This is a genomic window from Collimonas arenae, assembly GCF_001584165.1.
Classification (GTDB): Bacteria; Pseudomonadota; Gammaproteobacteria; order Burkholderiales; family Burkholderiaceae_D; genus Collimonas; species Collimonas arenae.
Map to the genome: position 1 here is coordinate 4,133,591 of NZ_CP013233.1, position 15,291 is coordinate 4,148,881.

The window sequence follows — 15,291 nt, forward strand, 5'->3', positions numbered from 1 at the left end:
CCGAACCCACAACTTGTACTTCATCGCGACAGGATCCGCCGCTCAGCGAGATCGACAGGCAACGCCCCGGTCGAGCGCATCATGGCAGGACCGGCACGTGCATCAGACCAGTGGTTTCCTCCAGTCCAAACATCAGGTTCATGCATTGCACCGCCTGGCCTGCCGAACCCTTGACCAGATTGTCCTGCACCACCAGTACGACCACGGTATCGCCGTCATTCGGCCGATGCAGGGCAATGCGCAGCATGTTCGAGCTACGGGTGGAACGGGTTTCCGGATGCGAACCGAATGGCATGACGTCGACAAATGGTTCATTCTTGTAGGCGTCTTCAAATAGCGTCTGCAGCGTAGCGTTGTCGATATCCTTGGTCAGGCGCGCATAGATGGTCGAATGCATGCCGCGGATCATGGGCACCAGATGCGGCGTAAACAACAGGCCAACTTTCTTGTCGGTCAGCTTGCCCAGTTGCTCCAGCGTTTCCGGCGAATGCCGGTGGCCGGAGACGCCGTAGGCCTTGAAATTGTCGCTGGCTTCCGAAAACAGCATGGCGACTTCGGCCTTGCGGCCAGCGCCTGAGACGCCAGATTTGCAATCAGCGATCAGATGCGAGGCGTCAACCACGTCAGCCTTCAGCAGCGGCGCCAGGCCAAGCTGCATCGTGGTTGGATAGCAACCGGGATTGCCGATAATGCGCGCGCCCTTGATGGCTTCGCGGTTCAGCTCCGGCAAGCCATACACGGCTTCTTTCAGCAATTCTGGGCAGCTATGCGCCAGCTTGTACCATTTCTCGAAAACTGCGGTGTCCTGCAAGCGGAAATCGGCGGCGAGATCGATCACCTTGACGCCGGCTTCCAGCAGCTCAGGCGTTTGCGCCATGGCGACACCGTGCGGCGTAGCAAAAAACACAACATCACAATCAGTCAGGCGTGCCTTTTCAGGTACAGAAAATGCCAGCGAAACGCGCCCGCGCAACGATGGATACATGTCCGCCACCGGCATGCCATCTTCTTTGCGCGACGTCACCGCTTCCAGCTGCACATTCGGATGGGTCGCCAGCAAGCGCAGCAACTCGACTCCGGTATAACCCGTACCACCTACAATCCCGACTTTGATCATCATTTTTCCTTGCATGAAACTGTACTTGTTGCGTACTTGTTGCGTACTTGTTGCGTACTTGTTGCGTACTTGTTGCGCACTTGTGTCGTACTTGCTTCGTACTTGTTTATTTAGAACTCATTGCATCCATATCCGCGAGCAAAAATTGCACGACCACTTTGACCCTGCACGCCAGACAAGTTGCAGTCCAGAGCGAACTATTTTATCAGCCTATGAATTGTTCGGGCGGGTTAACATTCACCACAGCAACAGCCAACGCCCCTAGACATGGCAACGGCTCGTTCAATGTTACGTTTCAGGAAATACTTACAGCAAAAAAAACAAAAAGCCGCCAGGCGCGAACCTGGCGGCTTTTTGATATTCTGAAAGCGTAGATTAGCGCTTGGAGAATTGTTTCGCGCGACGTGCCTTGCGCAGACCAACTTTTTTACGTTCAACTTCACGTGCATCACGTGTAACGAAGCCGGCTTTCGACAGTTCCGATTTCAACGTTGCATCGTAGTCGATCAGAGCACGAGTGATACCGTGACGAACCGCGCCAGCTTGGCCGGACTCGCCGCCGCCGCTAACGTTTACCTTGATGTCGAAAGTTTCGACATGGTTGGTCAGTTCCAGTGGTTGACGGATCACCATCAGGCCGGTTTCGCGCGAAAAATACTCATTCGCTGGCTTGCCGTTGACGACGATCTGGCCCGAGCCGGACTTGATGAAAACGCGAGCCACTGCACTCTTGCGACGGCCGGTTCCGTAATTGTAGTTACCGATCATGTCTATTCCTTAGAGTTCAAGTGCTTTAGGTTGCTGCGCAGTGTGCGGATGGCTACCATCTGCGTACACTTTGAGCTTCTTGATCATTGCGTAGCCAAGCGGGCCCTTAGGCAGCATGCCCTTGACCGCTTTTTCCAACGCACGACCTGGAAAACGCTGTTGCATTTTCTGGAAATTTGTTTCGTAGATGCCGCCTGGGTAACCGGAGTGACGGAAATATGTCTTGTCGGTTGCCTTGGCGCCAGTGACGCGCAGTTTGCCTGCATTGATGACGACGATGAAATCGCCGGTATCAACGTGTGGAGTAAATTCCGGTTTGTGTTTGCCGCGCAGTCGGAGTGCCACTTCGCTGGCAACACGTCCGAGGACTTTGTCCGTCGCGTCAATCACGAACCAATCACGCTGGACTTCATGGCCCTTAGCGGAAAAAGTTTTCATGTTGACTTCCTAACTAGTTTAATTCGCTCAAATGGTGGTTCCATCGCTATCGGAGACCGGGTTGTTACACCCAATTTTCGTCCTGCATTAACGACAGACTCTTCCTTGTTATCTTTTCCTGAGCAAACGGAAAAGCCGTAAATTATAGCCTTTTCAAGGACTTGGCGTCAAATTGATTGAATAAATTTGCCATTTGCGCTAGGGATTGTTGTAAATCCGTTCGCACTACCGTGCAATTGCAGGAACCCAGCGTCCCGGACAAAAGAAAACCCGATCTGCGATGAGGCATCGGGTTTAAATCCACTCCCGAGGAGGGTGGAGGAGACATTGCAATAATTGCCAAAGGTCAATCAGGCAATTGATGAATTGATCTTAGCAAACGAAATTGTGCATCGCAAGGCAACAAAACCTTCTTTTACCAAAATTTACAGATATCACCCGGCTTGCAGCCAATTAATTAAAGAAAACACAAATATCAGTACCTCGGCGCGACAAACCCGTTGCGCCAAGAGCAGTTAGAATATTGTGACACTACAATCACTCAGCGAGATTTTATGGAATGCACAGTACGCTGGACCGGCTCGTCCGGCATGACTTTCTTGGCCGAGACCGGTTCCGGCCATATGTTGGCAATGGACGGCGCCCCTGATGGCGGCGGCCGTGACCTGGCGCCGCGGCCGATGGAAGTGGTGCTGGCCGGCACCGGCGGCTGCACCGCTTATGACGTGGTGCTGATCCTGCGTAAAGGCCGCCAAGACGTGCGCGGCTGCGATGTCTCGCTGAAGGCGGAACGCGCTGAAACCGAGCCGAAAGTCTTCACCAAAATCCACTTTCATTTCACCGTGCGTGGCCGCGACCTGAAACCCAACCTGGTTGAGCGGGCCATCAAGCTGTCACACGAGAAATATTGCTCGGCTTCGATCATGCTGGAAAAAACCGCCGTGATGACCCATTCCTTCGACATCATCGACGATCTGGCCGAACCAGCGGCCAGCGCCTGATATGCTGCCGGGCAGGAAAGGGCGCTACCCGGCAAAATCAGATGTGGTAAGCAACTGTCGTCATCACCTTGGACATTGCCTGCATCGCTTTTTTTACCGGCAAGGGCATTTCCGTTCCGCCCAGAATGCGTGCGGCCTCGCCATGGGCGATTTCATCGTCCCGCATCTGCTCGACAATGGCGCGTGATTTGGCATCTTGCAGCGGCAATTTTTCCAGATGGCTGCTCAAGTGCTTTTCGACCTGACGCTCGGTTTCCGAGACGAACCCAAGGCTGCGTGCATCACCTAGGCGCGCTGCGATCGTGCCCAGCGCGTACGAGCCCGCGTACCACAGGGGATTGAGCAGACTGACGTGCGAACCGAGTTCGCGCAGGCGCTCGGCAGTCCACGCCAGATGATCTTCTTCTTCCCTGCCCGCTTCTGCAAACTGCAGCTTGATCGGCTCGCCTTGGGCGAAACGCCCCTGGGCGTCATACAACGCTTGCGCGCAGACCTCGCCAACATGGTTGACCCGCATGAGGCCGGCGCTATGGCGCTGCTCGGCGGCATCCAGGATGCCATCCGGCGCCTGCAACGCCGGATTTGGACGCGATGCCGAGGCTTGCCCGGTGATCACGCGCAGGGCGTTGTCGAAATCGGCGATGGCTTTGTCTATGAATGTCATGCTCAGGATCGATTATGAGAAAGTAGATGCCCGAATTTTATCAGGCTAGTAGCGATTAACGGATATCAACCAGCGCGCTTCGGCCGGAACACCGTCGCATCGGCATAAAAATCGCTATCTTGAACGCATGCCCAACCCGGCACACCCAGCACTGGCAGCGGCGTCAGACGCCTGACCGGTGCACCTTGCTGTTCCAGGTCGGCTGCAACATGCTGGTCAATCCAGATACGCCTGGCATCTTCCGTTAGGGAAAAAACATGCGCCGGGACACTGATTACCAACGTATGCGCGGTAATCGCCTTGTATGGCCGCACCAGCTTTTCCAGCAAGGCATGGCCGAACAGCCAGACTTCGGCATCCCCGCCAAACATGTCGCGCTGTTCCAGAAACGCCTCCTGCCACAGGTGGTTGCGCAAGACAGCAATCAACGCCTGCCCAGCCGCGTTGTCGCGCACCAGCAGCAGTGCCGCATTTTCATCGAAAATAGTGACGGCATCGCGCGCCGCGCCGCGTGGCTTGCTGCTGCCGGACAGCGTCCCCGCCTTCGCCAACTCCGCAGCTTGCAGAGCATTCAATTGGGCTTTTATCGATGGGAACGAAAGCCATATCAAGGCATTAAGAAAATCGTGAAGGTTGTCGCGCGTCGGCACCTTGCCGCTGCTGCCGATGAATGCTTCGTAGGCCGTCGCCGCCGGCAATTCGGCTTGCTCGACAAAGCGAATCGGCAAACCCAGGTAATTGCGGATGTCACGCGCAAGGGCCAACGCATTCAGGGCACCTCGCCAGTCGGCGCTCGCCGTCAATTGCCAGCCAAGTGTGCGAAACGGTTTCAGCCAGGGCTGTTGCCAATCAATAGCAGCAAGAAACGATGGGAGATGGGGGGCGGCGGGAGTATCCATTTGCCGCGCATTTTACCCCGCGTGCAGCTATCAGCCAACGCTCGCTGTATCAGCCCAGCGCCAGTTGCAAGCCGTCCAGCTCAATGGCTCCGAGTGCATCGGCGTAACGCACGGCTTCGCCGACGACGATGATGCTGGGGCTGCCGAGACCACTGTTGTGCAAATCCTGCGACAGGCGCTCCAGGGTCGTCTGTAACCGAACTTGCGTCGGCAACGTTGCCGACTGGATCACCGCAACCGGCATCGATCTGGCCATGCCAGCCTCCAGCAAGCTGCTTTGCAATTGGCGACAGCGGGCGATACCCATGTAAATCACCAGCGTCATGTTCGCATCCACCAACGCCTGCCAGTTTGGCTGCACCGAATCGTGTTTGCTGTGGCCGGTAACGAAAATCACGCCTTGGCTATGTTCGCGATGAGTGACTGCGATCCCGGCGCTGGCCGCTGCCGCCATGCCGCTGGTAATTCCAGGCACTACCTCAACCGTCACCCCCTGCGCCAGCAAATGCGCCCGCTCCTCGCCGCCGCGGCCGAACAGGTAGGGATCACCTCCCTTCAGCCGCGCCACGCACTGGCCGGCCGCGCTTCCAGCGCCATCAGGCGTTCGATGAATTCCTGCGACGTCGACTGGCAACCGCCGCGCTTGCCGACATGAATTACGCGAGCGGCCCGCTGCGCGTGCTGCAAAATCTCTGGATTGACCAGATCATCTACCAGCAGCACATCGGCCTGGGCGATAGCCTTGACCGCCTTCAGTGTCAACAGATCGGGATCGCCGGGACCGGCGCCGACCAAAAATACCTTACCATACTGTGCCGTCATCTTTCCTCCAAAATCATCGCCGCGGCTTGCCGCTCAAGCCGCCTGCGCCGCCGGATGCGCCTGTTTGCGATAAAGGAATTCCAGTACCGACGTCCGATATTCGGCATACAGTGCGTCCTGCGCGAGCGCTACCCTTTCACGCGGCCGCGACAGGCGCACCTGGACAATGTCGCCGATGGAGGCAGCTGGGCCGTTGGTCATCATGACGATACGGTCCGACAGCAGTACCGCTTCATCGACATCATGCGTCACCATCACCACCGTCGATCCGGTCTTGGCGACAATCTTCAATAACTCGTCCTGCAAATGCGCGCGCGTCAACGCGTCGAGCGCACCGAACGGCTCATCCATCAGGAGCACCTTTGGCTCCATCGCCAATGCCCGGGCAATACCGACCCGCTGTTTCATGCCACCGGAAATCTCGTGTGGGCGTTTTTGTCCGGCCGCGCTCAGCCCGACCATCGCCAGCGCTGCCTTGGTGCGCTCCTTCAATGCACTCTTGTTTTCGGTAGTGGCGAATACCCGCTCTACACCAAGGTAAATATTTTCGTGGCAAGTCAGCCATGGCAGTAGCGAATGGTTTTGAAACACCACTGCTCGCTCTGGGGACGGGCCGGCGATTTCACGCCCAGCGCAAATCAGCACGCCATCGCTCGGCATCAGCAACCCGGCAATCAAATTCAGCAGCGTCGACTTGCCGCACCCGGAGTGACCGATCAAGGTGACAAATTCGCCCTTGCGCACCGTCAGGTTGATATCGCGTAGCGCATGGAACTGTCCCTTGCGGGTATTGAACACCATTTCAGCCTGGTGGATATCGATGAATTTAGCGTCGCGCTGTTCCATACTTTCGCCCCCCCCCAATTAGCTTGCAACCTGTTCATAGGTAAACGCTTTCGCCAAAGCTACCAGCAATTGCTCCAGCAGCAACCCGACCACGCCGATCACGACAATTGCGATGATGATGTGCGGCACATTAAGATTGTTCCACTCATCCCAAACCCAGAAGCCGATGCCAACGCCGCCGGTCAGCATTTCGGCGGCAACGATCACCAGCCAGGCAGTACCAATCGCCAGCCGCACCCCGGTCAACATGTACGGCAGCACCGACGGAAACAGAATCTTGCTGATGATTTTCCACTCCGACAGGTTCAGCACGCGGGCGACGTTCATGTAGTCCTGCGGCACCCGTTGCACGCCGACTGCGGTGTTGATGATCATCGGCCAGATCGAACAAATGAAGATCGACCAGATCGCCGCCGGATTGGCCGATTTGAATACCAGCAGGCCAATCGGCAGCCACGCCAGCGGCGATACCGGCTTCAACAAACTGATGATCGGACCGAACATGCTGGACAGGAATTTGAAGCGACCGATCATGAAGCCCAAGGGGATCCCGACCAGCGCCGCCAGACCGAAACCAACGCCGACCCGCTGCAGCGAAGCCAGGATATTCCAGCCTATGCCCTGATCGTTGGGACTGGTGCGGTAGAACGGATCGGCGAACAGCTTGAGTGCTTCCTGCAAGGTCAGCAACGGTGTCGGAAACTGGCTGTTGCTCATTGCGATGATCTGCCACAGCAGCACCAGGAATGCCAAGCCCAGCACGGGCGCGACAATCTGCATCAGCCATGGCGGCATGGTGCTGCGTCGACTGCCTGTTCTCGCCAACCGCCGGACCGCAACACCATCGGTTTCAGTTGGCGCCTCGGCAGAAGTGTCGACTGTCTCGCCCTGCACTAGCGCTGCCTGGCGATTCGCATTTGCCGCTGTGTCCATGATTGCACTCATATTGGCTCCCAGGTAAATCGCAGCTCCAGATTAGCCACGCCTACGCGTGGATCTTGAAGGAAGCGGCGTAAGCTGTTGGATTCTTTCCGTCCCACACGGTGCCGTCCATCAGCTTCGAGGTACGCAGCACGTCTTTCGGCACCGGCGTCTTGCTCATCGCTGCGGCATCCTTGTACAGATCGATCTGGCTAACCGATTTGGCCACCGCCAGATAATCCGGATCGCTCTTCAACAAACCCCAGCGCCGATGCTGCGTCATGAACCACATGCCATCTGACAAATAGGGGAAGTTGACCAAGCCGTCGTTGTAGAACTTCATGTAGTTGGGATCGTCCCAAGTCTTGCCCAGGCCGTTCTGGTAGCGCCCCATGATGCGCTGGTCGATCACATCCTTGCTGGTGTTGACGTAGGATTTATCGGCGATGGCTTCGGCCATCTTGTTCTTGTTGGCAAGCGAGGCATCGATCCATTTGCCGGCTTCCAGCACGGCGGCAATCAAGGCGCGACAAGTGTTGGGATTCTTGGCGGCGAATTCGGCAGTGGTGCCGAGCACTTTTTCCGGATGGTCTTTCCAGATTTCCTGGGTGGTGATCGCCGTGATGCCAACGCCGTCGACAATCGCCCTGTGCCCCCATGGCTCGCCAACGCAAAAGCCATCCATGTTGCCAACCCGCATATTGGCCACCATCTGTGGCGGCGGCACAGTAATCACCTTGGCATCCTTGAGCGGATTGACACCATTGGCGGCCAGCCAGTAATACAACCACATCGCGTGCGTGCCGGTGGGGAAAGTCTGGGCGAAAGTGTATTCGCGCTTGTCGCTTGCCATCAGCTTGGCCAGCGACGGCCGTCTACGGCACCCTTGTCTGCCAACTTTTTGGAGAGCGTGATGGCCTGGCCGTTGTTGTTGAGGCCCATCAGAATCGCCATGTCCTTTTTCTGGCCGCCGATTCCCATTTGCACGCCGTAGATCAAACCCGACAGCACATGCGCGGCGTCCAGCTCGCCATTGCACAGCTTGTCGCGCACACCGGCCCACGATGCCTCCTTGCTGAGGACTATCTTGATGCCGTACTTTTTGTCGAAGCCAAGCAACGACGCCATCACCACCGAGGCGCAGTCCGTCAACGGGATGAAACCGATCTTGACCTCGGTCTTCTCCGGCTTGTCCGAGCCGGCGGCCCATGCCCCGGCGCTTGTCAGTCCCAACATGCTGGCTCCTGCCGCGATCGTCGCGGTTTGTAGTAGTTGACGGCGCTTGCCATCGACAGGCGCATTTGAATCAAGGATATCGTCGTGCGGCAGTGCTTTTTCCAAATCCATCGCATGGCTCCACATGGTTTTCGGCAACAAAAAAGGTGTCGTCCCGCAATGACCCAGTCATGCGGAAAGACACCTTTGTCTTATGTGGAAAAGACCGCCGTTAGCCCATTCCAGCGGCGCCAACGTTGGCGCTTGCAAATAGCAATGCAAACCACATGCCAGGATTTTTGCGTCAAATCGATGGGTTTTCAGCAGGAAACTGCACCTGTCTTGTGCATCGCACCAAATATGCTCGCTTTCTTTGGGCATTCCGGCCCGATGAATAGGTGTTGAGCGCGTCGAATCAACCCAGTAAATCGGCGGCGTCGATAATCCGTTGCGCCACCTCTGATAATTTCAGGTTCTTGTCCATCGCCAGCCGCCGCAGCCGTTGGTAGGCCTCCTGTTCGCTCAGCTTTTGATGTTCCATCAGCAGACCTTTGGCACGCTCCAGCACCTTGCGCTCGGCCAGCTTCAGCTTGGTGTCGGACAGTTCTGCCAACAGTTTCTGCTCCTGCCGGAAGCGCGCCAGCGCCACGTCCAGCACCGGCTTGATACGCGCCGATTGCAACCCGGCAACGATATAAGCGGAAACGCCGGCAGCCATGGCGGCTTCCATGCTTGAGGTCTTTTCATCTTCGGTAAACAGGACAATCGGGCGGCGCGCATCGCGGGTCGCCACCACGACATGCTCTAACACATCGCGGGCGTCGGATTCGGCGTCGACAATAATCATGTCAGGTTGCAACTGGGCAATCCGATCCGGTAAATAGAGGTCTGCCGGCAGCGACGCGATAATGTTGTAGCCAGCTTGCAACAAGCCGATACGCAAAGCCTTGCCACGCGCTGCCTGCGCTTCGAACGCAGGATCATCGTCGCCCTCGATGGCGACTGGATTGACAACAACTATGCGAAGGCTTTGCATGCTTGAAACCCGAGTCCAGGAGTGAAGCGGTGAGCTAAGGTTAGACCGGATGGAGGTACTGCATTATCCACACCCTCCGTTGGAGCATGCAAAAATCGCACCATGTCGATGCGAATAGCAGATAAAAGTGTAATTGAGACAGGGTCAAACCACTCGCTCCGTCATTCCCGCGCACGCGGGAATCCATTTTGAGAGACGGTAAATAAAGTAAATCCCCGCGTGCGCGGGGATCAGGGAGTGTCAAATCCGATGTTAGATGCGGTTATGCCATCTGCCATTCAATCGTTTCGCCGCCATTCAACGGCACCACCGTGGCATCGCCCAGCGGCAGCTCGGCCGGCAGCGTCCACGGCTGGCGCTTCAGGGTAACGCTGCCCTGGTTGCGCGGCAGATTGTAGAAAGCCGGGCCATTGAAACTAGCGAAGGCCTCCAGCTGGTCCAGCGCGCCGGCTTGGTCAAAGGCTTGTGCATACAGCTCCATCGCATGCAGCGCGGTGTAGCAACCGGCACAACCGCAGGCGTGTTCCTTCAGGCCCTTCGGATGTGGCGCCGAGTCGGTGCCGAGGAAGAAACGCGTGCTGCCGGATGTCACTGCGCGCACCAATGCCTGGCGATGTTCTTCACGTTTCAGCACCGGCAGGCAATAATAATGTGGGCGAATCCCGCCTTTGAAGATTTCGTTGCGGTTATATAGCAGGTGATGTGCCGTGACGGTAGCGGCGACCGGACCTTCCGCACTTTCGACATACTGCGCGGCATCCTTGGTGGTGATGTGTTCGAATACCACTTTCAGTTCCGGCATGTCGCGCCGCAACGGCAGCATCACGCGATCGATGAAGACCGCCTCGCGATCGAAAATGTCGATGGCCGGATCGGTCACTTCGCCGTGCACCAGGAACGGCATGCCCAGCTCTTGCATCACTTCCAGCGTCTTGTAGCATTTGCTGAGATCGGTGACGCCGGCATCCGAATTGGTGGTTGCGCCGGCCGGATACAGCTTGACCGCGTGCACGAAGCCGCTCTCCTTGGCGCGTCGGATTTCGTCGGGCGGCGTGTTGTTGGTCAGGTACAGCGTCATCAGCGGTTCGAATCTCATCTCCGGTGGCAGCACCGCCAGGATACGTTCGCGATAGGCAACTGCCTGGGCCGTGGTAGTTACCGGCGGCTTCAGGTTCGGCATCACGATGGCGCGGGCGAACTGGCGCGCACTATGTGGCAGCACGCTGGCCAGCGCCACGCCATCGCGCAGATGCAAGTGCCAGTCGTCTGGCCGGGTAATGGTCAAGGTATCAGTCATTTTCGTTCTCTTCTGCAAAAAGTCGTTCCAGCATGCCTGCCGGATTGTTCAGGAAATGGCGTGTGGTCGTATAGTGTTCCGTGTCTTCATAGCGGGTTTCCGTCAAGCCGCTCTGGTCCAGCAAATAAATCCTGGCGTACGGATAAGCCAGCAGAATCGGCGAATGCGTGGCGATAATGAACTGGCAGCGATTTTGCGCCAGTTTATGAATGATCGCCAGCGCCGTCAGCTGGCGATTGGGCGAAAGCGCGGCCTCGGCTCGTCCAGCATGTAGAAGCCATCGGGCTGGAATTTGTTTTGCAGCAGTGCCAGGAACGATTCGCCGTGCGATTGCCGATGCAACCCTTTGTCGCCGTATGACGGATGCTGGCCGCCATCCATGTTTTCCTCATAAGTGGCGAAATTGAAGAAGCTTTCGGCACGCAAAAAGTACCCGGCTCTGGGGCGTTTGAAGCTTTTCACCGTCCGCAGGTAACGATGCAGATCTGAATGGGCGTCCGCGGTCGAGAAATTCGCATTCCGGGTGCCGCCCTCGGCGTTGAATCCCCATGCAACAGCGATCGCCTCCAGCAAAGTCGATTTGCCAGCGCCATTTTCACCGACCAGGAATGTGACTTCAGGATGAAAATCGATCTGTTCCAACTCCTGCACAGCCGGAATGTTGAACGGATAGGCATCGAAATCAATCGCCATGTCGGGATTGAGCTTCAGGCTGCGGAGATAGGGTTTAATGGAAAGCATCATACTGCGGCAGGTTTGTTGTGCGACATTTTACAGCAGCCGCGGAGGCCGGCCTGAATTGCGGCAGATGTGCCCATGCCACGAGGCCAATACGCGAATTGCGATCAATAAAAAAGCCGCCGGGAGATTATCCCAGGCGGCTTCTTGTCCTGCAAAAACACGGATCAGTGAATGATCTTGGCCAGGAAATCGCGTGCGCGGTCGGAACGCGGTGCACCAAAGAACTCTTCCTTCGTGCAATCTTCCACCACCAAGCCGCGGTCCATGAAGACCACGCGATTCGCTACCTTCTTGGCGAAGCCCATTTCATGCGTTACCACCATCATGGTCATGCCTTCTTGCGCCAGGCCAACCATGACGTCCAGAACTTCATTGATCATTTCCGGGTCGAGCGCCGAAGTCGGTTCATCGAACAGCATCGCGATCGGATCCATCGACAACGCGCGGGCAATCGCCACACGTTGCTGCTGGCCACCGGACAATTGTCCAGGGAACTTGTCCTTCTGCGCGATCAGGCCGACGCGATCCAGATATTTCAGACCTTTTTCGGTCGCTTCGTCAACGCTGCGGCCGAGCACCTTAACCTGGCCGATGGTCAGGTTTTCACGGATCGACAGATGCGGAAACAGTTCGAAATTCTGGAACACCATACCGATGCGCGCACGCAATTTCGAGAGGTTGGTTTTCGGATCGCCAACCGAGATACCGTCGACAATGATCTCGCCCTTCTGGAACGGCTCAAGGCCGTTGACGGTCTTGATCAGGGTCGATTTACCGGAACCCGATGGTCCGCAGACCACGACCACGTCGCCCTTGGCCACTTGCGTGGTGCAATCTGTCAGAACCTGGAACTGGCCATACCATTTGCTGACGTTGTTAAGTTTAATCATCTTGTTTCTCCTAATTCCTGAATTCTGTTTTGCAAGTCAGGCGCCGCCGCGATCTGCATCGGGCGGCGCACTGCACACTATCGAATAATCGCGACCCTTTGCTGCAGCTTCTTGACCAGCGTCGACAGACCGAAGCTCATCACGAAGTACACCACGGCGACAAACATGTACATTTCCACCAGACGGCCGTCACGCTGCGCAATCTTCGAGGCGACGGTAACGAAGTCCGGCACCGAACCCAGCACGTAAACCAGCGAGACGTCCTGGAACAACACGATGGTTTGCGTCAGCAGGATCGGGATCATGTTGCGGAATGCCTGCGGCAGCACCACATTGCCCATCATCTGCCAGTAATTCATGCCGAGCGCGTAGCCGGCAGAAATCTGGCCGCGTGGAATCGACTGGATCCCGGAGCGCATGATTTCGCAATAATAAGCTGCTTCAAACAGAATGAACGTGATCAGGGCCGAAGAAAACGCGCCAACCTGCACCGGTTGCGATGCACCCGTGATCCAGGCGCCGATGAACGGCACCAGGAAGTAGAACCAGAAAATCACCAGCACCAATGGCACCGAGCGAATCAGGTTGACATAGCTGGTAGCAACGAACGAGATCACCTTGTTGTGCGATAGACGCATCATTGCCAGCACAGTACCGAACAGAATGCCGCCTATCATCGCCACCACGGTCAGCGTCAGCGTGAACTTCATGCCGGTGGTGAACAGGTAGAACCAGGAACGCTGGATGACATCAAAGTCGAAATTCGAAAACATGATTAATGACCTCCTGTATTCGCACTGCCGGAGGCAATAAACCCTGGAATCGCAATCGCTTTTTCAAGCCAGCGCGCCAGTAACAAGGCGATTCCTGAAATGATCACGTAAATCACCGTGGCGCCGGTCAGGGACTCGAACGTCTGGAAGGTGAATTCACGCATCGAGTAGGTGGCGGCGGTCAGTTCGACCAGGCCAATCGTCAATGCGACCGAGCTGTTCTTGATGATTGCTGCAAATTCGTTGGTCAGCGACGGAATGATGATCCGAAACGACATCGGCAACAATACGTAACGATATGTTTGTGGCAACGTCAAGCCAAGTGCAGTACCCGCCAGCTTTTGGCCACGGGGCAGTGCATTGATGCCAGCGGAGACTTGTACAGCGATCCGCGACGACGTAAAGAAACCCAGCGCCAGGAAGGCTGTGACGAATGATGCGTTTGGCAGGCTCTTGAGCCAGTTGCCAATGCCCGCAGGGACGATTTCCGGCATGACGAAATACCAGAGAAACATCTGCACGATCAGCGGGATGTTACGAAATAATTCAACGTAGCCGTTGGCTACGCGCACCGCCCATTTGTTCGGCATGGTACGAATCGTACCGATTACCGTACCGATAATGAGCGCCATGATCCAGGCCGAGATGGACAACGCAAGCGTCCACTTCAGCCCGGCCAGCAAGGTGTCCATGTAAGTACTGACACCGTCGGGAGACTCTTGCCAGAAGATGCCCCAGTTCCAGTTGTAATGCATATTAAGTCCCCTCTTATTACTCAAATCCTCACTGCTACCGTCTGAATCCGGCGCACAAACAATGAATTTGTGCGCCGCAGCAATTCGAATCCAGAAACAAAACGGGAGGCTTTCGCCTCCCTATTCAGTTCTCTAGATTGCCAATCTTATTTTTTCTTCGAAGATTGTTTTTGCGCTTCAGGCACGGCAGCATACGCAGCTGGATCGCCAGAATCGGTTGGATTGGCAAATGCAGCCTTCAACTGCGGGCTCATTGGCACGTTCAGGTTGACACCCTTTGGCGGGATTGGCTTCAAGAACCATTTTGCGTAGATGTCATTGACCTGGCCCGATTTGTACAGAGTAGCCAATGCAGTGTCGACTGCCTTCTTGAAGGTAGGGTCGTCCTTACGCTCAATGATGCCGTACGGCTCAACCGACAAGGCTTCCGAAGTGATCGCGTAGTCGTTAGGAGCGCGCGAGCTTGCAGCCAACGACGCCAACAGGATGTCATCCATCACGAATGCCACTGCGCGGCCGGTTTCAACCATCAGGAACGCTTCAGCGTGGTCCTTGGCTGCCAGGATGTTCATGCCGAGGTTGCGCTCGCCATTCAGGATGGTGATCTGCTTCAGGTTCGATGTGCCGGAAGTCGATACGACTGTCTTGCCCTTCAGGTCATCCAAAGTCTTAATGTTGGATGATTTCTTGGCCAGGATACGATTAGCGGTAACAAACATGGTCGGCGCGAAGGAAACAACCTTCTGGCGGTCGGCGTTGTTGGTTGCGGAGTCGCAGGACAGGTCAATCGTGCCGTTGGAGATCAGCGGAATACGGGTGGCCGAAGTCACAGGAACCATCTTGACGTTCAGCGCTGTCATGCCCAGTTGCTTCTGGATGGCAGTTGCAGCTTTCAGGCAGAGGTCGATCGAATAGCCTTGATAGGATTGCTTATCATCAAGATAAGAAAAGGGAATGGACGAATCGCGCACACCCAGAGTAATGGTGCCGGTGTCCTTGATTTTCTTGAGGGTACCGGTCAATTCTTGCGCTTGCACGGCGCCAGCCATGATGCCCAGGCCAACCAAAGCAACAACTAATTTTGATGACTTCATAACAACTCCCGAAA

16 protein-coding genes and 2 pseudogenes are annotated in these 15,291 nt (G+C 56.2%); 1 reads left to right on the plus strand and 17 read right to left on the minus strand.

Features of this window, described 5'->3' with window-relative positions:
* Positions 1-79 precede the first annotated feature (79 nt).
* The 3 genes from argC to rplM all read right to left on the minus strand — a co-directional run bounded on the left by argC (position 80) and on the right by rplM (position 2,323).
* The gene (argC, locus tag CAter10_RS18940; protein WP_061535464.1) at positions 80-1,117 is read right to left on the minus strand and encodes an N-acetyl-gamma-glutamyl-phosphate reductase; all 1,038 of its coding nucleotides are present in this window, start codon (positions 1,115-1,117) and stop codon (positions 80-82) included.
* Between the two features lie 375 nt (positions 1,118-1,492).
* A complete protein-coding gene (gene rpsI, locus CAter10_RS18945) occupies positions 1,493-1,885 on the minus strand; it encodes a 30S ribosomal protein S9 (RefSeq protein WP_061534642.1) in 393 nt (130 codons plus the stop codon).
* Between the two features lie 9 nt (positions 1,886-1,894).
* Complete coding sequence (gene rplM / locus CAter10_RS18950) at positions 1,895-2,323, minus strand: 50S ribosomal protein L13 (protein WP_014007943.1); 429 nt, start codon at positions 2,321-2,323, stop codon at positions 1,895-1,897.
* A 554-nt stretch (positions 2,324-2,877) separates the two neighbouring features.
* On the opposite strand from rplM, the gene CAter10_RS18955 reads away from it, so the two are divergent.
* Positions 2,878-3,324: an OsmC family protein gene (locus CAter10_RS18955; RefSeq protein ID WP_061534643.1), complete on the plus strand. Its 447-nt coding sequence runs from the start codon at positions 2,878-2,880 to the stop codon at positions 3,322-3,324.
* 37 nt (positions 3,325-3,361) lie between these two features.
* Here the strand turns inward: CAter10_RS18955 and coq7 are convergent, their stop codons facing one another.
* The 14 genes and pseudogenes from coq7 to CAter10_RS19020 form a co-directional block, all read right to left on the minus strand.
* Positions 3,362-3,988 carry a 2-polyprenyl-3-methyl-6-methoxy-1,4-benzoquinone monooxygenase gene (gene coq7, locus CAter10_RS18960; protein WP_061534644.1) on the minus strand — a complete coding sequence of 209 codons (627 nt, stop codon included), beginning with the start codon at positions 3,986-3,988 and terminating at the stop codon, positions 3,362-3,364.
* Positions 3,989-4,053: 65 nt separating this feature from the next.
* A complete protein-coding gene (locus CAter10_RS18965) occupies positions 4,054-4,887 on the minus strand; it encodes a DUF3025 domain-containing protein (RefSeq protein ID WP_061534645.1) in 834 nt (277 codons plus the stop codon).
* A 49-nt stretch (positions 4,888-4,936) separates the two neighbouring features.
* A pseudogene (gene cobA / locus CAter10_RS18970) lies at positions 4,937-5,709 on the minus strand (uroporphyrinogen-III C-methyltransferase).
* 33 nt (positions 5,710-5,742) lie between these two features.
* Complete coding sequence (locus tag CAter10_RS18975) at positions 5,743-6,555, minus strand: ABC transporter ATP-binding protein (RefSeq protein WP_061534646.1); 813 nt, start codon at positions 6,553-6,555, stop codon at positions 5,743-5,745.
* Positions 6,556-6,573: 18 nt separating this feature from the next.
* The gene (gene ntrB, locus CAter10_RS18980; protein ID WP_231879323.1) at positions 6,574-7,335 is read right to left on the minus strand and encodes a nitrate ABC transporter permease; all 762 of its coding nucleotides are present in this window, start codon (positions 7,333-7,335) and stop codon (positions 6,574-6,576) included.
* Between the two features lie 205 nt (positions 7,336-7,540).
* Positions 7,541-8,823: pseudogene (locus CAter10_RS18985) on the minus strand (CmpA/NrtA family ABC transporter substrate-binding protein).
* Between the two features lie 283 nt (positions 8,824-9,106).
* The gene (locus CAter10_RS18990) at positions 9,107-9,727 is read right to left on the minus strand and encodes an ANTAR domain-containing response regulator (RefSeq protein WP_061534648.1); all 621 of its coding nucleotides are present in this window, start codon (positions 9,725-9,727) and stop codon (positions 9,107-9,109) included.
* 262 nt (positions 9,728-9,989) lie between these two features.
* Positions 9,990-11,024: a dihydroorotase gene (gene pyrC, locus CAter10_RS18995; RefSeq protein WP_061534649.1), complete on the minus strand. Its 1,035-nt coding sequence runs from the start codon at positions 11,022-11,024 to the stop codon at positions 9,990-9,992.
* The gene (locus CAter10_RS24390) at positions 11,017-11,148 is read right to left on the minus strand and encodes a hypothetical protein (protein ID WP_335340171.1); all 132 of its coding nucleotides are present in this window, start codon (positions 11,146-11,148) and stop codon (positions 11,017-11,019) included. Before CAter10_RS24390 ends, pyrC begins: the two co-directional genes overlap by 8 nt.
* 101 nt (positions 11,149-11,249) lie before the next feature.
* The gene (locus CAter10_RS19000) at positions 11,250-11,768 is read right to left on the minus strand and encodes an AAA family ATPase (protein WP_335340172.1); all 519 of its coding nucleotides are present in this window, start codon (positions 11,766-11,768) and stop codon (positions 11,250-11,252) included.
* A gap of 161 nt (positions 11,769-11,929) precedes the next feature.
* Positions 11,930-12,655 carry an amino acid ABC transporter ATP-binding protein gene (locus CAter10_RS19005; RefSeq protein WP_061534650.1) on the minus strand — a complete coding sequence of 242 codons (726 nt, stop codon included), beginning with the start codon at positions 12,653-12,655 and terminating at the stop codon, positions 11,930-11,932.
* Positions 12,656-12,732: 77 nt separating this feature from the next.
* The gene (locus tag CAter10_RS19010) at positions 12,733-13,428 is read right to left on the minus strand and encodes an amino acid ABC transporter permease (protein WP_061534651.1); all 696 of its coding nucleotides are present in this window, start codon (positions 13,426-13,428) and stop codon (positions 12,733-12,735) included.
* Between the two features lie 2 nt (positions 13,429-13,430).
* Entirely contained in the window at positions 13,431-14,183 is a 753-nt protein-coding gene (locus CAter10_RS19015) for an amino acid ABC transporter permease (RefSeq protein WP_061534652.1), read from the minus strand.
* 146 nt (positions 14,184-14,329) lie between these two features.
* Positions 14,330-15,277, minus strand: coding sequence for an amino acid ABC transporter substrate-binding protein (locus CAter10_RS19020; protein ID WP_061534653.1), 948 nt, complete (start codon positions 15,275-15,277; stop codon positions 14,330-14,332).
* Positions 15,278-15,291 lie beyond the last annotated feature (14 nt).